This is a genomic window from Mucilaginibacter sp., assembly GCF_039935595.1.
In the GTDB taxonomy this organism is placed as follows: Bacteria; Bacteroidota; Bacteroidia; order Sphingobacteriales; family Sphingobacteriaceae; genus Mucilaginibacter.
The window spans coordinates 1-23,531 of record NZ_JBDTJZ010000128.1 but is presented as its reverse complement, the minus strand read 5'-3'; the positions used below and the strand labels follow the sequence as shown (position 1 = coordinate 23,531).

General features: G+C 40.3%; 18 protein-coding genes. 10 read left to right on the top strand and 8 right to left on the bottom strand.

All coding sequences use genetic code 11. The features are described from left to right. On the bottom strand, nucleotides 1-943 hold a 943-nt coding region (locus ABI367_RS08710), incomplete at its 3' end, for a chromosome segregation SMC family protein (protein WP_462228030.1). A 189-nt stretch (nucleotides 944-1,132) separates the two neighbouring features. Here ABI367_RS08710 and ABI367_RS08705 point away from each other — a divergent pair. Beyond that, complete coding sequence (locus ABI367_RS08705) at nucleotides 1,133-1,771, top strand: NAD(P)-dependent oxidoreductase (protein WP_462228029.1); 639 nt, start codon at nucleotides 1,133-1,135, stop codon at nucleotides 1,769-1,771. 58 nt (nucleotides 1,772-1,829) lie between these two features. Here the strand turns inward: ABI367_RS08705 and ABI367_RS08700 are convergent, their stop codons facing one another. From ABI367_RS08700 to lpdA, 5 genes are all read right to left on the bottom strand, one after another. Then, the gene (locus ABI367_RS08700) at nucleotides 1,830-2,615 is read right to left on the bottom strand and encodes a PhzF family phenazine biosynthesis protein (protein WP_462228028.1); all 786 of its coding nucleotides are present in this window, start codon (nucleotides 2,613-2,615) and stop codon (nucleotides 1,830-1,832) included. Nucleotides 2,616-2,620: 5 nt separating this feature from the next. After that, nucleotides 2,621-3,283, bottom strand: coding sequence for an ATP-binding cassette domain-containing protein (locus ABI367_RS08695; protein WP_462258067.1), 663 nt, complete (start codon nucleotides 3,281-3,283; stop codon nucleotides 2,621-2,623). Nucleotides 3,284-3,706: 423 nt separating this feature from the next. Continuing rightward, nucleotides 3,707-4,567 carry a sigma-70 family RNA polymerase sigma factor gene (locus ABI367_RS08690; protein ID WP_144250350.1) on the bottom strand — a complete coding sequence of 287 codons (861 nt, stop codon included), beginning with the start codon at nucleotides 4,565-4,567 and terminating at the stop codon, nucleotides 3,707-3,709. A gap of 162 nt (nucleotides 4,568-4,729) precedes the next feature. Beyond that, nucleotides 4,730-5,569, bottom strand: a complete 840-nt coding sequence (locus tag ABI367_RS08685; RefSeq protein WP_462228026.1) for an MBL fold metallo-hydrolase — start codon at nucleotides 5,567-5,569, stop codon at nucleotides 4,730-4,732. Between the two features lie 95 nt (nucleotides 5,570-5,664). After that, nucleotides 5,665-7,053 (bottom strand): dihydrolipoyl dehydrogenase, encoded by a 1,389-nt coding sequence (lpdA, locus tag ABI367_RS08680; RefSeq protein WP_462228025.1) that lies wholly within the window; start codon nucleotides 7,051-7,053, stop codon nucleotides 5,665-5,667. Between the two features lie 305 nt (nucleotides 7,054-7,358). Between lpdA and ABI367_RS08675 the strand changes: the two genes are divergently transcribed. Beyond that, nucleotides 7,359-9,974: a TonB-dependent receptor gene (locus ABI367_RS08675; RefSeq protein ID WP_462228024.1), complete on the top strand. Its 2,616-nt coding sequence runs from the start codon at nucleotides 7,359-7,361 to the stop codon at nucleotides 9,972-9,974. Between the two features lie 17 nt (nucleotides 9,975-9,991). After that, nucleotides 9,992-11,203: a hypothetical protein gene (locus tag ABI367_RS08670; RefSeq protein WP_462228023.1), complete on the top strand. Its 1,212-nt coding sequence runs from the start codon at nucleotides 9,992-9,994 to the stop codon at nucleotides 11,201-11,203. A gap of 96 nt (nucleotides 11,204-11,299) precedes the next feature. On the opposite strand, the gene ABI367_RS08665 is transcribed toward ABI367_RS08670, so the two are convergent. Next, complete coding sequence (locus ABI367_RS08665) at nucleotides 11,300-12,484, bottom strand: AIR synthase related protein (protein ID WP_462228022.1); 1,185 nt, start codon at nucleotides 12,482-12,484, stop codon at nucleotides 11,300-11,302. Nucleotides 12,485-12,559: 75 nt separating this feature from the next. Here ABI367_RS08665 and ABI367_RS08660 point away from each other — a divergent pair, with 75 nt between their 5' ends. Further along, nucleotides 12,560-13,948: a chloride channel protein gene (locus ABI367_RS08660; protein ID WP_462228021.1), complete on the top strand. Its 1,389-nt coding sequence runs from the start codon at nucleotides 12,560-12,562 to the stop codon at nucleotides 13,946-13,948. 45 nt (nucleotides 13,949-13,993) lie between these two features. Here ABI367_RS08660 and ABI367_RS08655 read toward each other — a convergent pair whose 3' ends face one another. After that, nucleotides 13,994-16,165, bottom strand: a complete 2,172-nt coding sequence (locus ABI367_RS08655) for a glutamine synthetase III family protein (RefSeq protein ID WP_462228020.1) — start codon at nucleotides 16,163-16,165, stop codon at nucleotides 13,994-13,996. Nucleotides 16,166-16,715: 550 nt separating this feature from the next. Between ABI367_RS08655 and ABI367_RS08650 the strand changes: the two genes are divergently transcribed. The 6 genes from ABI367_RS08650 to ABI367_RS08625 all read left to right on the top strand — a co-directional run bounded on the left by ABI367_RS08650 (nucleotide 16,716) and on the right by ABI367_RS08625 (nucleotide 22,955). Next, complete coding sequence (locus ABI367_RS08650) at nucleotides 16,716-18,317, top strand: ammonium transporter (protein ID WP_462228019.1); 1,602 nt, start codon at nucleotides 16,716-16,718, stop codon at nucleotides 18,315-18,317. Nucleotides 18,318-18,506: 189 nt separating this feature from the next. After that, nucleotides 18,507-19,529 carry a porin gene (locus tag ABI367_RS08645; protein WP_462228018.1) on the top strand — a complete coding sequence of 341 codons (1,023 nt, stop codon included), beginning with the start codon at nucleotides 18,507-18,509 and terminating at the stop codon, nucleotides 19,527-19,529. A 178-nt stretch (nucleotides 19,530-19,707) separates the two neighbouring features. After that, nucleotides 19,708-20,517: an energy transducer TonB gene (locus ABI367_RS08640; RefSeq protein ID WP_462228017.1), complete on the top strand. Its 810-nt coding sequence runs from the start codon at nucleotides 19,708-19,710 to the stop codon at nucleotides 20,515-20,517. A gap of 179 nt (nucleotides 20,518-20,696) precedes the next feature. After that, the gene (locus tag ABI367_RS08635) at nucleotides 20,697-21,506 is read left to right on the top strand and encodes an energy transducer TonB (RefSeq protein WP_462228016.1); all 810 of its coding nucleotides are present in this window, start codon (nucleotides 20,697-20,699) and stop codon (nucleotides 21,504-21,506) included. A 266-nt stretch (nucleotides 21,507-21,772) separates the two neighbouring features. After that, entirely contained in the window at nucleotides 21,773-22,096 is a 324-nt protein-coding gene (locus tag ABI367_RS08630) for a hypothetical protein (RefSeq protein WP_462228015.1), read from the top strand. Nucleotides 22,097-22,211: 115 nt separating this feature from the next. After that, nucleotides 22,212-22,955 (top strand): peptidase associated/transthyretin-like domain-containing protein, encoded by a 744-nt coding sequence (locus tag ABI367_RS08625; protein WP_462228014.1) that lies wholly within the window; start codon nucleotides 22,212-22,214, stop codon nucleotides 22,953-22,955. Nucleotides 22,956-23,531: the final 576 nt, after the last annotated feature.

Here is a 23,531-nt window from a genome sequence, read left to right as displayed (position 1 = left end):
GTTGAAACTTAAGCTGCTCGTTCTTTATCTTCTTATCACTTTCGTAAGCGCGAATTTTACTTACAAACTCGTTAGTTGCCTTTTGCTGCGCTGCCAGGTTTTTTTCGCGGGTAAGGCTATCCAGTTTTTGCTGTTGCAGGGCGGCTTCTAAAGTATCAATATGGGTTACTATGCCTGATTTTTCTTCGCGTTGCTTTTGTTCCTGCTGCTCAATTTTGTTTAATGAATCGCTGAATGATACAATGCGGAACGAAGCCAGCATAACACTCAACGTTTTATACTGTTCCTTTAAACGATAGTAACGCTCGGCTTTTTTGGCCTGGTTCTCCAGCATCTTCAGGTTTTTCTCTATCTCGAAAAGTAAGTCTTCCACGCGTTCCAGGTCGGCCTCGGTATCTTTAAGCTTGTTAAAAGTTTGCTTTTTGCGAAGTTTATATTTGGATATCCCCGATGCTTCTTCAAACAAATTACGGCGCGAGCCTTCTTTGTTGGATATGATCTCCTCGATCATCCTTAACTCGATGATAGCGTACGAGTCAGATCCTATGCCGGTATCTAAAAACAGGTCGGTTATATCCTTTAACCGGCATTGTACATCGTTTAAACGATATTCACTTTCGCCGGTGCGGTATAGCTTGCGGGTAAGCGTAACCTGCGAATAATCAGTAGGGAGTATGTTTTTGGTATTGTCAAACGTTAAAGATACTTCGGCAAGGTTAGCGGGTTTACGACTTTTTGAGCCGTTAAAGATAACATTGTCCATTTTTTCTGAACGCAACATACGTGTGCTTTGCTCGCCCAATACCCAGCGTATAGCATCAACCACGTTTGATTTGCCGCAGCCGTTAGGGCCAACAATAGCGGTAACACCCTCATTAAAGTTAATGGTGATCTTATCGCCAAAGCTTTTAAAGCCCTTGATCTCTAACTGTGTAAGCTGCATTTAATCCCTGTTCGTTCTAAAAAATTCGAGCCTTCAAATTAATCATAAAAAAATCAAAAATCATAAAACATTTAAGGTAATTGCTGCTTATGATTGGTGAGTAGTTTATTAGGTTGCTTAAGTTAAGTGGTTAAACAAACAACTGTAACCATTTACCTAATAAACTCAATCAACCATTCACTACAATATATGAAAATAGCTGTATTTGGAGCTGCCGGCCGTATTGGCAGCCGCATAGTAAAAGAGGCCCTAAACCGTGGGCATGATGTAACCGCGATAGTTCGTCGCCCGGAAGAGTATGCTTACATACATGACCATTTAAAGGTTGCCAAAGGTGACCTGTTCAGGGCGCAGGATGTAGAGACGGGAGCATTTGACCAGGATGCTGTTGTAAGCGCGTATAGCCCGCCAAAAGATATACCTGCGTCGACCATTGCCGAGGTGGCTGTGCCGTTAATAAAAGGCTTAAAACAGGCACATGTTAAACGCCTGATAGTAGTAGGCGGGGCAGGCAGCTTATATGTTGAACCTGGTAAGCAATTAATTGATATGCCTTTTTTTCCGGAGGAATATAAATCAACTGCCGAAGCGCACCGCCAGGCGTTAAAATTTTATATGGCCGAACAGGACCTGGACTGGACAGTAATAAGTCCGGCCGCCGAAATCGAACCTGGCGATCGCACGGGCGTTTTTCGTACGGGTGGCAACCAGCTTTTAAAGGATGGTAATGGCCAAAGTTTTATTACCATGGAGGATTATGCCGCGGCGGTGTTGGATGAAATTGAAAAGCCGCAGCACATAAAAGGGCAGATGACGGTAGCTTATTGAGCAGAAAGCTAAAAGCAGAAAGACCAAAGCTTTATGCTTTTAGCTTTTGCCTTTCTGCTCAAACGTAAATCTCGCCTTTTAAATAAGTAACCGCTTTGCCGCTCATTAATACACGGTCGCCTTTAAGTTCGCACCATAGTTCGCCTTTTCGGGCTGATATTTGGTAAGCGTGCAGTTTGTTTTTCCCCAGCTTTTTGGCCCAATAAGGTATCAGGTTGCAATGTGCCGAGCCCGTAACGGGATCTTCGGGAATACCAGCGCCCGGTGCGAAGAACCGCGATACAAAATCAACCTCGTTGCCGGGAGCGGTAACAATTACGCCAACGGTATCCATTTTTGCAAGGGCCGAAAAATCGGGAGTAATGTCCCGTACATCGTCTTCGGTCTCGTAAACCACAAAATAATCCCTTGAGCGCAATATCGCTACGGGTTGTTTATCGCCTAAAGCTTCCTGCAAACCATTGGGTATCTCTATAGGTATAGGCGGGCGCGTCGGGAAATCCATCGTATATTTATCGCCGTCCCTTTTAACAACAAGGGTCCCGGCTTTTACGGTTTCAAAATATATGGTGTCGCCGCTATATGCTAATTCAGTAAATAATATATGCGCCGTTGCCAAAGTGGCGTGGCCGCAAAGATCTATCTCGTATTCAGTTGTAAACCAGCGTAATAAGTAACCCTTATCATTTTTTACGAAGAATGCAGTTTCGGCCAGGTTGTTCTCTTTGGCTATTTGCTGCATCACATCGTCGGGCAGCCATTCGGTAAGCGGACAAATAGCTGCAGGGTTGCCGCCAAAAAGCTTGTCGGTAAAAGCATCGGCCTGGTAAATGGGGATAGTCATATAGGTTATTGATTTGTAGCACTAAGATAACCGTAAGCTACCAATTCATCAACATGATTAATATGTTTTGTGCAGCCGCTATTTAACAGGATAATATGATCGCTGATATCTAAAACATTGTAGTATTGATGATCGGTTACAATAATGCCTTTGCGTTGAGCACAGCGCTTTAAAATGGGTTTAAATTCCTCTGTTTGTATGGGCGATATATGGGTAAACGGCTCATCCAGTAAAATAAAATCAGCTTTATTATAAACTACCATCATGGTTTCCAACTTACGTAGTTCGCCGCCCGATAATTGGCTTGCTGTTTTGTTATAATGGTTTTGGTAGATGGGGAGTTCGGTAAACTCATCCCAGTAATATTCATCAACCAGCATTTTGGCCAATGTGCTTATTTTAATACCTTTTGGCAAATAATTATGCTGCGGCAGATAGGCTATGCGGTTATTTATATATCCCTTTTTTATGTATTCGCCATCAATACCTACATATTTATAACCGGGTGTAAGTGTACCAAAAATGATCTTTAACAACGATGACTTGCCCGATCCGTTACGGCCCAACAAGCCTATAATTTGGCCCTGGGTGCAGTTTAAATATACATCCTGCAATATCTTGCGGCGGTCAAACTCCAGTTGTACGCTGTCTACCTTTAGTGTGAGCATAGCAGTAGTATTGAGGTTAATATCGCGTATAGGATTACATCCATCACAAACACCCCCATATATATTGACCACATTTTATAGCCTGCGTTACGGTAATAGTAATAAGTCTCGTTAGCTGAATAATAATGTAAGCCGCAAGCGCACACCAGTCCGACTATTTTAGCGAATAAAAAAACTATCGCGGTCATCCTGGCACCAAAATAAAAAAGGAAGAATATAAGCGATGTGAACGCCATATTGTAAACCAGCAGCGACCTATAATATTGAAGTGTAAGTATGGCTAAGCGTTTCAACTATGTTAAATTGTGATGCTATTAAACAGTTGAAAGTGCAAATTATTGTAAGTAAAATAAAAAGAGCCGGACTTCTTATCGAAATCCGGCTCTCTCTTGATTCTTTACTCTTACCTCTTGATTCTAAAAATTATCCTAAGTATGATTTCAGGATCTTGCTTCTTGAAGTATGACGCAGCCTTTGCAGTGCTTTATCTTTTATCTGACGAACACGTTCGCGGGTAAGGTTGAATTTCTCGCCAATTTCCTCTAACGATAGGGGATGGTTGGTACCTAAGCCGAAAAATAATACAATTATCTCGCGCTCGCGCTCGGTTAATGTTGATAGTGAACGTTTGATCTCTTCAGATAAGGATTCGTTAATTAAAATCGAATCAGTATTTGGTTCTGAATTTTCCAGTACGTCTAACAGCGTGTTTTCTTCACCTTGCACAAACGGTGCATCCATAGATACATGGCGGCCAGAGTTACTTAGCGTGTCAGATATTTTGTCAACGGTTGTTTCAAGCATGTCTGCTAACTCCTCGGGTGAAGGTTCGCGCTCATATTCCTGCTCAAGTTTTGAAAATGCTTTGCTTATTTTGCTTAATGAACCTACCTGGTTCAATGGCAAACGCACAATACGCGATTGCTCGGCAATAGCCTGTAATATTGATTGACGTATCCACCATACGGCGTATGATATAAATTTAAATCCTTTGGTTTCGTCAAAGCGTTTAGCCGCCTTAATTAAACCTAAGTTGCCTTCGTTTATCAAATCGCCAAGGGTTAAGCCCTGATTTTGGTATTGTTTAGCTACTGATACCACAAAACGAAGGTTTGTTTTTGTTAAGCGCTCTAATGCTGCCTGGTCGCCTTCACGTATCTTTTGTGCTAATATTACTTCTTCTTCGGCTGTGATTAGGTCAACTTTACCAATTTCGTGAAGATATTTATCAAGTGATTGTGACTCACGGTTGGTAATGGATTGGGTTATCTTGAGTTGTCTCATTTATTTTATTAACCTCGATTCTTTTAACTTTAGAATTGAACGTGCAAAGGTATGAAATTGTTATGAAGAATTTTCACTATAATTTCATATAAAAAAAAGATTACATTATATCAATTTTTTGTAAAAAATAGCACGGTTTTTGAGGGCTTTACAATTAGCAAATTATATATCGGTTAACTTAAAAACTTGCTTTAAACGTACCCCTTTTTCTGTTTGCTGCACGGTGCAGCATTCATTCACGGCATCGTGCTCAAAAAATAAAATAAATTCTTTTTCTGCCGCATCATCTAAAATTTTTTTCTTCTCATCGAGGGTTGTCAGCGGGAACATATCATAAGCCGGAATATAGGGCAGAGGAATATGCCCTACCGTAGGTACCAAATCGGCCACATACAAAATTTGTTTTCCTTTATAAGTTATCAGCGGCAGCATCATGGCCTTGGTATGACCGTTTATAAAACGGATGTGTATATTATCGGTAAACCTAACGCCATCCTGTACATCAACAAATTTTAGTTGTCCGCTTTGTTCAATGGGTAATATATTTTCCTTTAAAAATGATGCTTTTTCGCGAGCATTAGGGTTTACGGCCCAATCCCAGTGTTGCCGGTTGCTCCAATAAGTTGCATTTTTAAAAGCCGGTATCAACGTGTCTCCGTCGCGTTTAACGGCCCCGCCTACATGATCAAAGTGCAGGTGGGTTAGAAAGATGTCCGTAATATCATTAGCGCTAAAACCTAACGCGGCTAATGAGCTATCCAAACTATCATCGCCTTGCAAATAATAATGACTAAAAAACTTTTCGTCCTGTTTGTTACCTATGCCGGTGTCAATTAGTATTAGTCGGTCACCATCTTCTATCAGCAGACAACGCATAGCAAGGGTGCAAAGGTTGTTCTCATCGGCAGGGTTAGTTTTACTCCAGATAGTTTTGGGTACCACACCAAACATGGCGCCGCCATCTAATTTAAACAGACCTGTATCTATTATGTATAAGTTCATTAGCCCCCTAACCCCCTGAAGGGGGAACGATAGTTAAATAATTGATTATATATTATAATATTAACCCTTTGCTCCCCCTTCAGGGGGCTGGGGGGCTACAAGTGTATGCACTCTCCATACGCCTCAGCGGCTGCTTCCATTACAGCTTCGCTCATGGTAGGGTGCGGGTGTACCGATTTGATGATCTCGTGCCCGGTTGCTTCCAGCTTACGTGCGGTAACTACTTCGGCAATCATTTCTGTAACATTAAAACCTATCATGTGCGCGCCTAAAAACTCGCCGTATTTGGCATCAAAAATTACCTTAACAAATCCGTCTTTTGCTCCTGCCGCGCTTGCCTTGCCTGATGCTGAGAACGGGAACTTGCCGATCTTTAATTCATAACCTGCTTCGCGTGCAGCCTTCTCGGTATAGCCAACCGATGCAATTTCTGGGCTGCAATAAGTACAACCCGGTATATTATTATAGTCAAGCGGTTCAGGCGAATGACCTGCAATTTTTTCAACACAGATAATACCTTCGGCCGACGCGACGTGTGCCAAGGCCTGGCCTTTAACAATATCGCCAATGGCATATACGCCTTCAACGTTGGTTTTATAAAAATCATCAACCAAAACTTTGCCTTTCTCGGTTTTAACGCCTGTTTCTTCCAGACCTATACCCTCTAAATTGGTAGATATTCCTACGGCTGATAATACAATTTCAGCTTCTAATATCTCGGTGCCCGCAGCTGTTTTTACCGTTACTTTGCAAAGGTCACCACTACTGTCAATAGCTTCAACATTAGCGCTGGTCATGATATTGATACCTTGCTTTTTAAGTATGCGACCTAATTGTTTAGAAACTTCCTCATCCTCTAACGGTACCACGTTATCCAGATATTCAACCACGGTAACTTTGGTACCTATTGAGTTATAAAAATAAGCAAACTCAATCCCTATAGCGCCCGAACCAACTACGATCATTGATTTTGGCTGCGTAGGTAATGACATGGCCTGGCGGTAGCCAATTACCTTTTTGCCGTCCTGTTTAAGATTTGGTAACTCGCGCGAGCGGCCACCAGTGGCTAATATGATATGTTTGGCGGTGACCTCTTTGGTGCCCTCATCATTTTTAACTTCAACTACGCCTTTGCCTTTCAGTTTTCCAAAACCCATTATTACATCGATCTTGTTTTTCTTCATCAAAAACTGAACACCCTTGCTCATGCCATCGGCAACACCGCGGCTGCGTTTTATAACGCTTTCAAAATCAACCTCACCCGGGTTTGGTACGGTAATACCGTAATCGGCGGCGTGGTTTATATATTCAAATACCTGCGCGCTTTTTAATAAAGCTTTAGTGGGAATACAGCCCCAGTTAAGGCATATACCACCTAGTGATTCTTTTTCAACTACTGCAGTTTTTAAACCGAGCTGAGAAGCACGGATAGCAGCCACATAACCTCCCGGGCCCGACCCTATAACAATTACATCGTAGTTCATAGATTTTTAGCTATTGTTTTTTTGAATGGCAAAGCTAAGTAAAAGGGTGCAAATGAAGAAAAATGATTGCACCGTTATGCTTTTTTGACGTTAAAGTGCTAATTAAATAGGATAGTGTTTAAAATACACATAGAAAATGCAATATTTATATTAAATAGGTGATATTATTTAATACATTTTGGCAAAGCTTGTTAAATGTTGAAAAATATATAATAAATATTAACATTAATTTAATATTACCAATAGTATGTAAGGTTATATTTGTTGCAATTAATTGATTTATTTATCATAAAGTACAAACAAGTATGAGGAAGTATTTACTATTTCTACTAATCTCCATTTTTAGCCTGTCAGTTGCGTTTGCACAAAGAAGCGGCGAAAAATTAATTACGGGCACATTATTAGATGCCCAAACTCAAGAGCCTCTTATTGGTGCTACGGTTATTGTTAAAGGAACAACGCAAGGCGTATCAGCAGGTCTTGACGGCTCTTTTAAACTATCTGTACCAACAGGCAGCGTTAAACTGGTATTTTCTTATATAGGCTACATCAGCAAGGAAATAACAACCAGCGACAGTAAATTAGGTGTAATAACGCTTGATCCTACTACTTCGGCTATGCAGGAGGTTACAGTAAACGCTAACTCCTCTCTTGCTATAGACAGGCAAACACCTATTGCTGTTTCAACAGTAGGCGCAAAGTTTATTGAAGAAAAAGGTGGTTTGGCAGAGTTTCCTGAATTGTTAAAATCTACACCCGGTGTAACGGTAAGTAGAGGTGGTGGTGGTTATGGTGATTCGAGGATAGCTATTCGTGGCTTTAATAGCAATAATTTAGCCTTGTTAATAAATGGTTTACCTGTTCAGGATGCTGAAGCCGGAAAAATTTTCTGGAATGATTGGGCCGGTTTAGCAGATGTGACTACTTCAGTTCAGGTACAACGTGGTTTAAGTGCTTCGCGGGTGGCTGTTCCGTCATTGGGTGGTACTATTAACATTACCACAAAAAGTACCGAAACAGAAGAAGGGGGTTCTATATCACAATCAATAGGTAGTTATAATGCTTTAAAAACCGCTATTTCTTATTCAACGGGTTTAACCAAAAGTGGCTGGGCCACTTCGTTCTTGTTGTCAAAAAGTACAGGCGACGGAAATGCTGAAGGTTTGTATTATACAGGGTATAGTTATTTTGCCAACATATCAAAAATATTAGGCAAAAATCAAACCTTGTCTTTAAACTTTATGGGTGCTTCTCAAAATCATGGTCAAAGGTATACTTATCAAACTATAAACACCTACCGTGCCGCACCGCAAGGCGAACAAAGATTTAATTCTGACTGGGGTATTTTAAATGGTGAAAAATTTAGTGCCGAAGTTAACAGGTATAATAAACCATTGCTTTCATTGAGCCACGACTGGAAGATCAGCGAAACATCATCTTTATCAACCGTGGTTTATTATTCTTACGGTACAGGTGCTGCCGTATACCTTACAGGTTCTCAATCAGGCTTAGGCCCAGGCCAAACAGCGCCTAGACTGGGTGATTATTACTCGCCTATTGATTTTAACGCCATTGTTAAAACAAATATGTCAAATACTAACGGCGCTTCTACCACCTATATGAACCAGGCCGAAAATGACCATAAACAATATGGGTTGATAAGTACGTTTAAAAAGCAAATAAAAGATATTAATCTACTTGCCGGTGTTGACCTGAGAGGTTATACCAGAGATAACTTTTATGTTTTAAATAATCTTTTAGGCGGTTCATATTGGGTAGATAATACTGACGTTAATAACCCAAACAGGCATACCGTAGTTGGAGATAAGATCAATCAATATTATAAATATGATATTTTCTCTGAAGGCGCATTTGCGCAAGCCGAATATGTAAAAAATGATTTGTCAGCTTTTGTCACTGTTGGTGTTAATAATACCAGCAACAGAAAAATAGACTATTTTGATTATTTAGCTTCAAACCCGGCAAACAAATCCCCTTGGGTTAACTTTATTGGTTTTCAGGTAAAGGGTGGTGCTAACTATAATATTGATGCGCATAATAACATTTTTGCTAACATTGGTACCGTACAAAAACCACCGCTTATTGCTACCGTTTTCCCAAATGCTAAAACAACAGGTATAAACGATACTAAAACGCTTGAGAAATTATTCAGCTATGAATTAGGGTATGGCTATAAAAGTTCAATGTTTAGCGCTAACGTAAATTTATACCGTTCTGAATATAAAGACAGAGCTAAAGCTATTTCAGGCCCTGTCAATCAGGATGGTTCTATTCCGTACGGTAATGTAAACGGTATTAATGAATTACACCAGGGTATTGAGGTTGATGCTAAATTCCGCCCGGTAAAAATTGTAACCTTAAGCGGTATGTTGTCAATTGGTGATTATCATTATACTTCTAACTCAGGCTCAGGCTTGGTGGGTAGTGATAAACCAGGCACTACACCAACTGTAATTAATTCATTGCCGTTAAATGGTTTGGTTATAGGCGATTTTGGAAGTTCTGCTGCGTCAAACGCGCAAACCAGCGCTGCTTTAGGTTTAGATGTTGATGTGTTGCCACAGGTAAGAATAGGTAGCAATATGAACTATTATAGCCGCTTCTTTGCATCGTATGATATGAGTACGCTTAGTACAGCGTTTGCAAGTACACCATATGTGCCGGTACAATTACCTAGCTATTCAACTATTGACCTTAATATTGTTTACAGGTTTAAAATTGCCGGCTTAAACGCGTCATTTATTGGCAACGTTTATAATTTGTTAAATACTAAATACCTGGCCGAAGGACTTGACAAGACTCCTGTACCGGGCGCAACTTATGCCTCACAATTAAGTACCTTAAATGTTAATTACGGCGTAGGCAGGTTATATAATACTACATTAAAAGTTCAGTTTTAATTATATAAAAAGATATTATGAAAAAACTATATTATTTATTGGCATTTGTAGTTGCTGCCGCAACATTTACTGCCTGTAACCCACTGGATAAAACCTATAAACAATTAGGTGATTTGCCGACACCGCAGGCACCGCCTGCCCCGGTTGTAAATATTGGTGCAGTAACACTTACCGCTGCTGATTATGCTACCTTGCCGTCTGCTGATTATGCAAAAACATTATTTGGTTATAAAACCTCGGCAGATGCGGCAGCCAGTATACCTGCTATTTTAGCCGTAAAATATCCAAATGCAACCTACAATGATAAATCATCGGCCCTTGTAACATACGGTGTGTTTAATCCTAATGTTGTACCCGCAGATACTACTTTTGCTAATGTTAATTACACGGTAATTAATCCAACCGACTACGTAGCAGCACAAGCTGTTACCGGTACAACTTTTAAAGATTATTCAGATGCGCAGGTATTGTTATTTTTAAACTATAAATACCCAACACCTGTAGCAAATCAATTGTCTGTATTAACATACCTTTATTTTCTTTCGGGCGTAACTCCATCTTCTGGTGTGCTTACAACAGATTCATTCTTGTATCTTAACGGGGTATGGACTAAAATTTACACTGTATCAGCAGCTCAATATGCTGCTGCCGGTCATGGTAATTTTAACCAGTTTGTTAATGGCGATGGCCAGGCAGCGGTTAATGGATATTTAGCCTCTTTCCTTAAAAATGACGCGAAAGTTGCTGCAACTGCAAAATTTGGCGATGTGAAATACGTGAGTTATAATTATTATAACAGTACAGCTAAAATTACTTCGCAAAGGGTACAAACATTAACTTACGATGGTACCAACTGGATTTATGCACCTATTGCGTCAACTCCTCTACAATTCCTTAAAACCAATGGCGTTTGGGTTGCCGATAATACGGTAAATTATACGTTAACAACGGCTGATATGAAAGGTATCGGTACAGCACAACCTAACGTTGCCAGTACTGCAGCAACAGGAAACCTGGCACAATATGGGAATTATAATATTCAAAGTGGCGCAACTGCATGGACAGATGATCAAATTGCAGCAAGTATAGCGGTTTTCTTGAAAGGTAAATTCACTACTGCAGTATTGAATCAAAAATTTGTAATCACATACTCGGCCTATAATGGCAGTAATATTACAGCTAAGAAAACCTTTAATTTTGATGGTACAAACTTTGTGTTGGTTCCATAATTAAATATGTAAGTAATATATAATTTAAAATCCCCGTTCGTGTGTTACGAACGGGGATTTTTTTGTTGAGTTTAAATGTATGTTTTATAATCCCCATTAATAATTATATACAAACTCTCCAAATTCTGATTGTATAGTTACCTGCTTTTTATCAGCGGCTTCTACATGGCCTATGATCTGCGCTTCAACGCCAAAGCTTTGCGATATTTTGATAATATCATTAGCTATTTGTTGCGGTACATAAAGCTCCATGCGGTGCCCCATGTTAAATACCTTATACATTTCCTGCCAGCTGGTTTTTGATTCTTGCTGTATCAATTTAAATAACGGAGGGATAGGAAAGAGGTTGTTTTTGATGATATGCAGTTGCTCTACAAAATGCAATACTTTGGTTTGCGCGCCGCCACTGCAGTGTACCATGCCATGTACCTGGCTGCGATAATTATCTAAAATGTTTTTAATAATGGGCGCATAGGTGCGTGTAGGCGATAATACAAGCTTACCCGCGGTAATTGATTGTCCGTTACCAATGTCAATATTATCTGTTAGCTTTTTCGAGCCTGAAAAAACGAGCTCATAAGGTATCCCGGCGTCATAGCTTTCGGGGTATTTATCGGCTATAGTTTTATTAAATACATCATGACGGGCTGATGTTAATCCATTTGAACCCATGCCGCCGTTATATTCTTTCTCGTAAGTTGCCTGCCCGTATGATGATAAGCCTACAATTACATCACCCGGAATGATCCTGTCGTTTGAAATTACATCCTCGCGTTTCATCCGGCAGGTAACGGTTGAGTCCACAATAATAGTGCGTACCAAATCGCCTACATCAGCGGTTTCGCCTCCGGTAGAATATATGCCTATACCGGCATCTCTTAATTCGCTTAATATTTCTTCGGTGCCGTTTATAATGGCAGCTATAACTTCGCCCGGTATCAGGTTTTTATTACGGCCAATAGTTGACGATAGCAGAATGTTATCCGTAGCGCCAACACAAAGCAAATCGTCAAGGTTCATAATAATAGCATCCTGTGCTATGCCCCGCCAAACCGAAATGTCGCCGGTTTCTTTCCAGTAGGTATAAGCTAATGATGATTTTGTGCCTGCGCCATCGGCGTGCATAATATTACAGTAGGCATCATCGTTAGTTAATATATCAGGTACTATTTTGCAAAATGCTTTCGGAAAAATGCCCTTATCAATGTTTTTAATGGCATTATGTACATCATCTTTAGAGGCCGATACACCTCTTTGATCATATCTTTGGGAAGAAATCATCCACAAATATAAGGCTTAATACTATTTTAAACATCAAACTGATTACTTTTGCAAATACCCGAGAATAACTCCCTCATGATAAAAACAAGTACCGCAACTACCCGCACCTTTTTAAAACGATCATTTGACAGGGTTAGAAATGAAGAATGGAAAAAGAATGTGCTTCAGGCCATCCCTTTTTGGATAGCTTCAATAATTACAGGATTAGTAGCTGTAGTTTATACCCGCCTTTTTGTATTGGCCGAAAGCCTTACCACCTTTGTTTTTAAACAACACGAGTGGTGGCTGTTTATTTTAACACCTGTTTGTTTTGTAGGTGCCTGGTTGATGGTGAAATTATTTTCGCCCTATGCGCGCGGCAGCGGTATACCGCAGGTTATGGCCGCAATTGAAATCTCAAACCCCAATACTGATAAAAAAGTAAGCAAGTTGCTAAGCATCCGCATTATTGTGGTAAAAATGCTGTCAAGTTTAGTTATGGCCATTGGCGGCGGTGCCATAGGGCGGGAAGGCCCAACAATACAAATAGCCGCCTCTATATATAAAAAGATAAATAGCCTACTGCCTGAGTGGTGGCCAAAACTGGCTAAAAGCAGTATGATAATAACAGGTGCTGCAGCTGGCCTTGCCGCAGCCTTTAATACACCATTAGGCGGTATTGTATTTGCCATTGAAGAGCTAACCAAAACACATTTTAGTTATTTTAAAACAGCCATATTTTCGTCTGTAATTATTGCGGGTTTAACGGCGCAGGGTATATTGGGTCCGTATCTTTATTTAGGCTACCCCAAAATGGGCAGCTTACACAACCTGATATTTTTGGGTGTGGTAGTGGTTGCGGCGCTATCAGGACTGGCGGGGAGCATCATGTCGAAAATCATTTTAAGGTTGATGATGTGGAAAGCAAGATTTAAGTTTAATTACCAGCATGTGCTGTATATAGTAGTTTGCGCGCTTATAATGGCCACAATCGCTTGCTTTATAGATTATGGCATTCTGGGTTCGGGTAAGGAACTGATGCAGCAGGTATTATTTACCTCTGATAAATATTCAATTTGGTATATGCCTTTACTGCGCATATTTGGTCCAATACTTTCATTTGCTACCGGTGCGGCGGGCGGCATATTCGCACCGGCGTTAGGCGCAGGTGCAAGTATCGGTTCGTGGGTGGCCGGCTGGTTCCAGTCATCAGAAACCAACACCAATTTACTTATACTGGCAGGTATGGTTGGCTTCCTTACAGGCGTAACGCGGTCACCGTTTACCTCAACCATATTGGTTTTAGAAATGACCGACAGGCACAATGTTATTTTTCAGTTAATATTGGCCGGTATGGTAGCAAGTCTGATAGCTATATTGATTGATAAGCATTCTTTTTACGATCATTTAAAAATAATGTACATACGCGATCTGGACGTAGAAGAGCAAAAAGAGGAAGAACAAAAGGAGTTAGAAAAAGCCTGATATAAAAGCAAGAAAGCCTTCCGGTTTAGGAAGGCTTTCTTGCTTTTATATAAACAACAATTCGCGGAACTTAGGCAGCGGCCATAACGAATCGTCAACCAGTTGCTCTAACTTATCGGCATGATAACGTATAGGCTGAAAGAATGGTTTAACGTTTTCATCATAACTAATTGCTTTTTCACGCAGGTCTTCAATAATATTAGCCTTTTTACGTGCTTGTATCATTGCTTCTACGTTTTCTTTAACGGCGTTAATATGCTCAGATATTTTAGTGATGATTGCTATCTGCGCTTTATAAGCCGTTTCAGGGAAGTCAATATCTTTTAAGCCTTTAACACTATTTACCAGATTGCTTTGATACTCAATAGCTGCAGGCAAAATAAGATTTGTTGCCATTTCGCCAATTACGCGTGACTCAATTTGTAGTTTTTTATAAAAGGCATCTAATAATATTTCATGACGGGCATGAGCTTCGCGCTTAGTAAATACAGCGGTTTCGGCAAAAAGCACATCGCTTTTTTCAGATATCAACGCATCTAACGCTTTGGGCGTAGTTTTAATGTTGGCTAAGCCGCGGCTTGCGGCTTCTTTTTCCCATTCTTCGCTGTACCCATTGCCTTCAAAACGTATAGCTTTTGACTCTTTAATATATTTTTTAATAACTATAAGCAACGCTACGTCTTTTTTCTCGCCTTTACGTATCAGCTTATCCACATCATATTTAAATTTCTTCAACTGGTCGGCAACTATCAGGTTCAAAATAGTCATAGGGCTGGCCGAGTTGGCCGACGAGCCCACCGCACGCAGCTCAAACTTATTACCTGTAAATGCAAATGGCGATGTACGGTTGCGATCGGTATTGTCCTTTAATATTTGCGGTATTTTAGGGATACCCTGCCATAGCAAAGCATCATCCTTTATTTTTTTGCTGATGCGTGATGTTTCTATCTCATCCAGCACATCACTTAATTGCGAACCTAAAAATATAGATATTATGGCCGGAGGTGCTTCATTAGCTCCCAAACGGTGGTCGTTATTTACTGATGCTATTGATGCCCTTAACAGGTCGGCATGTTCATATACCGCTTTAATGGTATTTACAAAAAATGTAAGGAACATCAGGTTGTTTTTAGGTGTTTTGCCCGGCGATAACAAGTTTTTACCTGTGTTGGTTATCATTGACCAGTTATTGTGCTTGCCTGAGCCATTGATGCCCGCGTAGGGTTTTTCATGCAGCAACACTTTAAAGTTATGGCGCTTGGCAATCCTGTCCATCAGGTCCATCAGCAATTGGTTATGGTCAATAGCTAGGTTTATTTCCTCATAAATAGGGGCGCACTCAAACTGTGAAGGCGCTACTTCATTATGCCTTGTTTTTAACGGTATACCCAATTGCAGGGCCTCTGTTTCCATATCCTGCATAAAGGCGTATACACGCTCGGGTATGGAGCCAAAGTAATGATCTTCTAACTGCTGGTTTTTGGCCGACATGTGGCCAAATAAAGTACGACCAGTTAAATGCAGATCGGGGCGGGCATTAAACAACGCAATATCCACCAGGAAATATTCCTGCTCAATACCAAGCGAAGCGTTTACTTTTTCAATACTTTTATCAAAATAGTGGCAAACATCAACCGCTGCTTTATCTAAAGCATTTACAGCTTTTAATAAAGGTACCTTATAATCTAATGCTTCGCCGGTATATGATACAAACACGGTAGGTATACATAAAGTACGGCCCATTATAAATGCCGGCGACGATGGGTCCCAGGCGGTATAGCCCCGTGCTTCAAAAGTATTACGAATGCCCCCGCTTGGAAAACTGGAAGCATCAGGCTCCTGCTGTGCCAGCGCATCTCCCGAAAATACTTCTATAGAGCCACCATCACCTGTAGGTTCAAAAAAAGCGTCATGTTTTTCGGCAGTTGTGCCTGTTAACGGCTGAAACCAGTGTGTATAATGTGTGGCACCCTTACCCATAGCCCATGATTTCATAGCCGATGCTACCTGCTCGGCCATGTCGCGAGGTATTGGTTCACCTTTATCAATAGAGTTTACTATACCCTGATATGCTTCTTTAGAAAGGTACTCCTTCATTTTCTTTTTGTCGAAAACATTCGAATTGAAGAAATCAGAAATTTTCAATGAAGGGATCTTTACTTCGGGTATGGTTCGGTTTTGCACAGCTTGAAGTGCCTGAAATCTGATATTGGGCATGATTTGGATTATAAATATTGGGTTTTACCTCAAAAATAGAATTATAGTTTAAAATATGAGCAATGAAATAAAAGTTATTCACCACTTAATAAATATAAACCTGTTTTAATGATAATGCAAACAATTGGAGTTGTATTTTTTCTATTTATCAACATTAAACGCGTTTTTGGTAATGTTGTGTGTTATTTTTCATTCTTTTTGTAAAAATTGACCAAATAGTATGATTGAAATGGTTGTTTTTAATGCTATTCTAATCTTAAAACTCTCAAAAAGTATATTTTTTAATTAAAAAACTGCTTTAAATAATGCATTTAATTGCTTTTTTTACCGTTTTTCACAATAAAAATGATATTTGTTGAAAAAAAACGATTAAAAATTTTGTTTTATTAAAAATCATGTCTAATTTTATGAAAATTATAATAAAGAACGTTGTTGTCTATTAACAATTTTAAAATATAAAGCGATTTTTTGCCAAAAACTAACTACTTTATTAAAAAACACATTTTATAATATTAATATAACTAACTAAATCAACAAAATCAACAAAAAAATGAAAGAAAAACAAACAAAGTTCAGTCTGCTCACATCAATTAAGGGGTTGACGCGTGAAAAATGGGGGCTGGGTGCAACCATCTTAGCGGGAAAAATGATCGGGTTATCATTAGTGGTAGCCGCAATGTTAACACTGCCAGGTGTATTTGGCACATCAGCTCATGCTGCTGATACCTTTACCGCGCACGAAACAACAATGATGAATTCAATTAACACAGTTTGGACATTGGTCGCCGCATTCCTTGTATTTGGTATGCAGGCCGGGTTCGTAATGCTTGAAGCTGGTTTTGCCCGCAAAAGAGAAACTGTAAACGTTTTGATGGAGTGTATTTATGATACCTGTTTGTGCGGTATATTATTTTATGCTGTTGGTTACGCATTTATGTTTGGCCATGGTAATGGCTTTATTGGCTGGGGCGGAGCAGATGGAAAAGATTGGTTCTTCCTGCAAAATACACCTTTAACTTATGAAGCAACCGGTATTCCGATCTTAGCTCACTGGATATTCCAATATGCTTTTGCTGATACTTGCTCAACCATTGTTTCTGGTGCAATGATTGGTCGTACAAGTTTCCGCGGAGATATTATTTACAGTATAGGTATTACAGGTTTTATATACCCAATTATCGGTCACTGGGCCTGGGGTCCGGATGGTTTCCTGGCACTTATGGGATCAACAGGTAACTTCCTGCCATCATTAGGACAAGGTTTCCGTGACTTTGCAGGTTCAACAGTTGTACATACTATAGGTGGTATAGCTTCGTTGGCAGGGGCAATAGTTTTAGGACCGCGTTTAGGAAGAATTTTTGCACGCGATGATAAAGAAAAAGGCGGAATGCCTGCCGGCCATAACATGCCATTAGCAGCCTTCGGTACGTTTTTACTATGGTTTGGATGGTATGGTTTTAATCCGGGTAGTACACTATCTGCTATGGATATGCAAGGTATTGGCCGCGTTGCTGCCAACACTACAATTGCTGCCTGTACCGGTGGTATGGCTGCTATGTTTGCAGCTTTATGGTGGGGGTCTACCAAAGGAAAATTTGATTTAGGTTATACACTAAATGGGGTTTTAGCTGGTTTAGTTGCCATTACCTGCCCTTGTTACTGGGTGAGCCCGCTGGGTGCAGCTTTACTGGGTGCAGTTGCCGGTTTTGTAGTGTACTTTGGTATGAACTTTATTGAATGGCTTCGTATTGACGATCCGGTTGGAGCTGTTTCAGTACATGGTTTTGCTGGTATATGGGGTACATTATCATTGGGTTTATTTGCATCAGGCCAATATGGTGTAACAGGCCCGGTAGGTGCTGACAATACTACACCTGTTACCGGTTTGTTTTATGGTGGCGGTGCAAGCATTCTTGAAGCACAGGCCATAGGTACTTTTACTATTGCAATAGCGGTATTTGTGGTAACACTTGTTATGATGTATATCATTAACAAATTACCTAACCCATGGAGACTGCGTGTTGAAGAACATGGCGAACTTGGCATAGGCGGTTTGGATGTATTTGATCACGGCATGGAAGCTTACCCACTACAAGATGAAGACATTAACTTAAGTGGTTTATTTGACAAAGGCGTCAAGGTAACTGCTTAACAACAAAATATATATCCCCTGCATGATTGGTTGATTTTTGAAAAACTGATCATTAAACAAATGACAATTATGCAGGGGGTATTTTAAAAACAAACAATATTAATATCGCTGAAACGGTTTTGTTTCAGACCAGATTTTTTAAAAAAGCAAAACAACAATTAATTAATTATATCAATCAAATCAAATCTCATGAAAAAAATCTTACTATTATTACTTGCAGTATCAGCTTTTAGCTTTGCTTCAAAAGCCCAGGATACTATTAAAACCACCAGTGACGCACCCCTGGTGATCTCAGGTTCAGTAGACGCTTATTATAAGTATGATTTTTCCGGTCATAATAACATAGGCTTTCCCGGCGCAGGATTAACATATTATGGAAATGAGCAAAATTCATTTTCAATAGGTATGGTTGACCTTGCCTTAAAGAAAAAAGTTGGTAAAGCATCTTTTGTAGGCGAACTATCTTTCGGCCCGCGTAGCGATGCTTCTTTACCTGTTCCAGCCAACCATATTGAAAACTTATATGTTTCTTATGATGTAACCGATATGTTTAACCTTACTGCGGGTTATATGGCTACAATTGTAGGTTATGAGGTTATTTCGCCAGCAGGAAATTTTAACTATTCAACTTCATACTTATTCTCTGCAGGTCCATTCCAGAATGCAGGTGTTAAAGCTACATTTACTTTCTCGCCAGCTGCAAGTTTAATGGTGGGCGTGTTCAATGATATGTGGAACGTTTATACTTCTGGAGGCAGAATAAACACTTTAGGTGCGCAATTAATGTTGGCGCCTGCAAAAGGATGGTCTGCTTATTTAAATGTTCTAAGTGGACCGGCTTCAGGTACTGTGCTTGATTTAACTACTGCTTACCAAATAACAGATGCCTTTAAATTAGGCTTAAATGCTGCAACTAAATCAGGTAATGGTGCAGCTAACTATAGTGGTGTTGCATTATACCCTCAATTAGCTGTCTCTAAAACTGTTACTTTAGGCCTAAGAGGAGAGTCCTTCCAGTTTAAAGCAGTTGGTGCTACCCCAAGTTCGAGCATAACTGCTTTAACTGCCACTGCAAACATCAAATCAGGTCCGCTCACTTTTATACCTGAGGTAAGGTTTGACAATGGAAAAAACAAAATATTTACTGATAGTAATGGTGTTCCAACCCAATCTGCTTCTCAATTTTTATTAGCAGCGGTATACGCATTCTAAGTTAACAAAAAGCAGAATTTTTAACTGACACTTATTGTTTAAAGCCGTTACGGGATAACTCGTAACGGCTTTTTTATGATATATATTAGCTATTATTAAAAATAAAATAAATCTTTTTAACAATGGTGTAACCTTTATAATTGAATGAGCGTAATAACCAATAATTAACAATTGTATTATGCTTGCTTCAAATTTAGATTTATGTAAAGCCGAATGGATTGATCTGGTATTTAAAAACCGGAACAAAGAATACGGTGCATACAGCCTGAGACAGCAACATGCAGGTATTATGATAAAGGTAATGAGCATTACCTTTATGAGCGTTATTATAGCATTAATGCTGGGCGATGTGATGATTAAATATAATGCTGCTACTGCGCAACCCCAGTTGCGTGTTACTACAATTGAATTGAGTAATTATGTTGCACCAAAGGCGCAGCAACCAACATACCAGGTGGCAAACAGCCCGGCTACTATGCAAAAAATTTTACTGCCTGTATTTTCAAATAAGCCTAATGTAGTTGAACCCATAAAAATAATAAATAATGCGCCTGCCGGCCCTCAAAATATTGACCTTTCTGCCAGTAACGGTAACGATTATAACAGTATTGCCGATGAGGCCGGAAATAGTAATGGTACAGATGCACAGCCAGTAGGAGATAACGACGTTTATACCCCTTTAACAGTTGAAAGCAAACCCGAGCCTATTGGCGGCAACGCCGCCTGGATTGCCTTTCTGCAAAAAAACCTGAAATACCCCAAAGATGCTATCGACGTTAAATACCACGGTAATGTAGCATTAAGTTTTGTGGTTGAAAAAAGCGGACTTATAACCAATATTATTGTCGAAAAAAGTGCCTGCACAAGCATGGATGAAGAAGCTGTGCGTATTTTAAAGCTATCAAAGGTTTGGAAACCAGGTTATAAGGATGGCGTCCCCGTACGTGTAAAATGCCCAATGACATTTAATTTTATTATGGGCGGTTAATATTGATTTTGTTTTTTGTAATTGATAAAACCGGACTTAAAGTGCTAACCCGATAGCTTTAAAGCCCGGTTTTTTTGTGTGATAAAAATGTTACCTAATTTTTTAGTTTTATTTGCATTATCACGCAACATTTCTTCATTTAATAGCGTTTTATAGGTATAAACCAAAATTTCAACGCTATGCTTATCTCAAATTTTGATCTGTGCAAGTCCGAGTGGCTCGAACTTGTATTTGCTAAACGCAACAAAGAATATGGCGCTTACTACATCAGGCAACATCATAATGCCTATATGGTTAAAGCCATGGGGATTGCCTTTTTAAGTGTTACAGCCGCCTTTATAGCGGGAAGCATTGTTGTGCGCTCAAAAGCTGTAATAACGCCTCTTACGGCAACAGTTGTTGAGCTTGCTACCGTTAAACCCATTACACCACCCAAGGTAGAACCTCCCAAACAACAGCCTGCCGCTCATCCACAGAGTATGCAGGAGTTTAAGGTACCTGTAGTTGCGCCAGACCCGGTTGCCACTACGCCGCCGCCAATTGCTGATAACATACCCATTGGGCCCGAAACTATTAATATACCGGGTAGTACAGGGCTCAATCTGCCTGCCGAAGGCACGGCAACAGGCCCAGCCGAAACGACGGGCATAAAACAAGACGAAACCATACACAACACTACCGGACTTGACGTTATGCCCGAACCTTTTGGCGGAGCAGCAGCATGGAATAAGTTTTTGCAAAAGAACCTACGCTATCCCGGCGAAGCAAGCGAAAAAGGCATAAGCGGCAGGGTGTTAGTAACCTTTGTGGTAGAGAAGGACGGGCATCTGTCAAGCATTATGGTTGACAGGGGAGCGGGCTATGGTATGGATGAGGAAGCCGTTCGGGTTTTAAAATTGGCCAAAGCCTGGAAACCCGGCATGGCAAGCGGGCATCTGGTGCGGGTTAAATATGTGCTGCCTTTCAACTTTACGCTGAACGAACAATAGATATAGTTTATAACTTGAGTTTGTTTACAGCCGGGCTACCACGTCCGGCTGTTTTTGTTTAATATTGAGGGGGCGAGGTTGTCATATCAGTTAATATGTTAATGGCATGACAATGCCGGGCTTTAAAAGGTTAACTTTACACAATCCCCAAAAGGAATACTTCTCTTAGCATTACTATTTGCTTTTACTATGCTACCCTTATACCGCCTAATACCCTTTACAAGGTGTAAGGTATATTTTACTTACTGCTGCTAACAACAATAAACATGAAAAACAAATCAACTGATCATCAGGCTATGGTGTATGTATATGACCTTAACAATTGTGCGGCCGAGTTTGGTTTTAAACCCGAAGAAGGCTGGGAACTAAGCGCTGTATCAGATAGCGGAAAGATAGACTTAGAAAAACGGTATTATCCTACCGTGTCTGTAAAAGTATTGCCCGAAGTATTATCAGAGCTTTTTAGGTTGGTGAAAGACCAATCGGCAAACTTACGATCTGGAATAAAAAATTCAATAGGTGCTGCCAGTCTGCCCGACCAAAGCCTGCAATACCTGGTAGCCTACAACCCCGGCCGACTGCTACGATAACCGGTAGCGTTATTTACTGTTAAAGGCTTTAGCTAACAGTCCTTAATTAGGGTGTCCAAACAATATTAATTAACCCAAACAGTTATATTGGTAAATTGTATTTTTTCAATTAACCATGTACCTAAATACCTGCACCACTGTTAAATACCTTGTTTGTGTTATACTGCTGTTTGTTTTAAGCCATGGTGTGTATGCGCAAAGCACCTTAAAAGGGCAAATATTTGATAATGCCACCAAAGCCATCATCCCTAAAGTAAAGGTTACCAATATTAAGAAGCAACGATCTGCGGTGGCCGACTCGCTGGGCAGGTTTGCTATTGAAGCCGCCCCGGGCGATAGGATAGTTTACACCGCACCCACTTATTTGGCTGATACGGTTTACCTGGTTAATTTAAACACGGTAAAGGTTTACCTGCAGCCCAACCAAACCCAACTTAACGAAGTTAAAGTTCAAAGTGCCCGTACCCATCTGGGGCAGCTGGTATTTCCGTCAGCGCCAGGGCCTTTTGGGGGCCAAACGGTTAAGTACACTACAGACGACCACGGTAACCAGATAGGAGGCCTAACCCTCAAGCTATTTACCCCTGCCAAAACCAAACAGAAAGCAGCAAGTGCCCGGAAAATTGAACGGGAAGAAACACAAAACGCTATCGCTAAAATATTTTCGGCACAAAACCTAAAAAATTATATTGACCTCGACGGGCAGGAACTACAAAATTTCAGTATCCTTTATATGCCCCCGGTAGAAGTATACCAGCATAATTTTAACCTTGCCCTGTATATTGATTCGTGTAGGAAAGAGTTTATGAAAATACCCATAGAGAAACGGCGATCTAAAGAATTTTTGGAGCTGCATTAAAGTGCTCCCAGTAATTAAGCTTCATATGACGTAGCCCCAATATTTAGTAGTTAATGACAAGCATCGTCCCGCTTCCCGATAGCTATCGGGACCGCGGAGGCTGTTACTTTTGTCTTGATACAAAAGTAACCAAAAGATCAAGTCAGCAGAGAGGCTTCTTGCGCACGTGGCCTTTGCCCTGCAAATCAGGTAAAACCTGGGCGGCAATATTTTTGCCCCACTTCGTTCGCTCTTATACCCATGCTTTAGCAAAAATTTGCAATGCCCTGCAACCGCACAGGCCATCATTGTTTTACCTGATTTCACCCGAAGCTTTTCTGCTGACGGGTTTGGAATCATTAATAAATACGTACACATTAACCTAACCGAGAAAAAAAGCGGGCAAAGGCCTGTCAGAAAAGCGGGCCAGGGAGTATGGCCTGTGGGATGAAGCTTTTTTCTGACTTGATTTTTTGGTTCTTTTTCATCTAAGAGGCTGTTGCGCAACTAACAAGGTGTTGATAACATAGCTTGTATAAATTTCTTGCATTTATTATTTTAGATCATGCAAGGCAAAAAGACTTATCAGGAGAAACT

Coding starts and splice junctions, on each gene's coding strand:
- ABI367_RS08705 (WP_462228029.1), top strand. CDS start 1,133: ATGAAAATAGCTGTATTTGGAGCTGCCGGCCGTATTGGCAGCCGCATA.
- ABI367_RS08700 (WP_462228028.1), bottom strand. CDS start 2,615: ATGACTATCCCCATTTACCAGGCCGATGCTTTTACCGACAAGCTTTTT.
- ABI367_RS08695 (WP_462258067.1), bottom strand. CDS start 3,283: ATGCTCACACTAAAGGTAGACAGCGTACAACTGGAGTTTGACCGCCGC.
- ABI367_RS08690 (WP_144250350.1), bottom strand. CDS start 4,567: ATGAGACAACTCAAGATAACCCAATCCATTACCAACCGTGAGTCACAA.
- ABI367_RS08685 (WP_462228026.1), bottom strand. CDS start 5,569: ATGAACTTATACATAATAGATACAGGTCTGTTTAAATTAGATGGCGGC.
- lpdA (WP_462228025.1), bottom strand. CDS start 7,053: ATGAACTACGATGTAATTGTTATAGGGTCGGGCCCGGGAGGTTATGTG.
- ABI367_RS08675 (WP_462228024.1), top strand. CDS start 7,359: ATGAGGAAGTATTTACTATTTCTACTAATCTCCATTTTTAGCCTGTCA.
- ABI367_RS08670 (WP_462228023.1), top strand. CDS start 9,992: ATGAAAAAACTATATTATTTATTGGCATTTGTAGTTGCTGCCGCAACA.
- ABI367_RS08665 (WP_462228022.1), bottom strand. CDS start 12,484: ATGATTTCTTCCCAAAGATATGATCAAAGAGGTGTATCGGCCTCTAAA.
- ABI367_RS08660 (WP_462228021.1), top strand. CDS start 12,560: ATGATAAAAACAAGTACCGCAACTACCCGCACCTTTTTAAAACGATCA.
- ABI367_RS08655 (WP_462228020.1), bottom strand. CDS start 16,165: ATGCCCAATATCAGATTTCAGGCACTTCAAGCTGTGCAAAACCGAACC.
- ABI367_RS08650 (WP_462228019.1), top strand. CDS start 16,716: ATGAAAGAAAAACAAACAAAGTTCAGTCTGCTCACATCAATTAAGGGG.
- ABI367_RS08645 (WP_462228018.1), top strand. CDS start 18,507: ATGAAAAAAATCTTACTATTATTACTTGCAGTATCAGCTTTTAGCTTT.
- ABI367_RS08640 (WP_462228017.1), top strand. CDS start 19,708: ATGCTTGCTTCAAATTTAGATTTATGTAAAGCCGAATGGATTGATCTG.
- ABI367_RS08635 (WP_462228016.1), top strand. CDS start 20,697: ATGCTTATCTCAAATTTTGATCTGTGCAAGTCCGAGTGGCTCGAACTT.
- ABI367_RS08630 (WP_462228015.1), top strand. CDS start 21,773: ATGAAAAACAAATCAACTGATCATCAGGCTATGGTGTATGTATATGAC.
- ABI367_RS08625 (WP_462228014.1), top strand. CDS start 22,212: ATGTACCTAAATACCTGCACCACTGTTAAATACCTTGTTTGTGTTATA.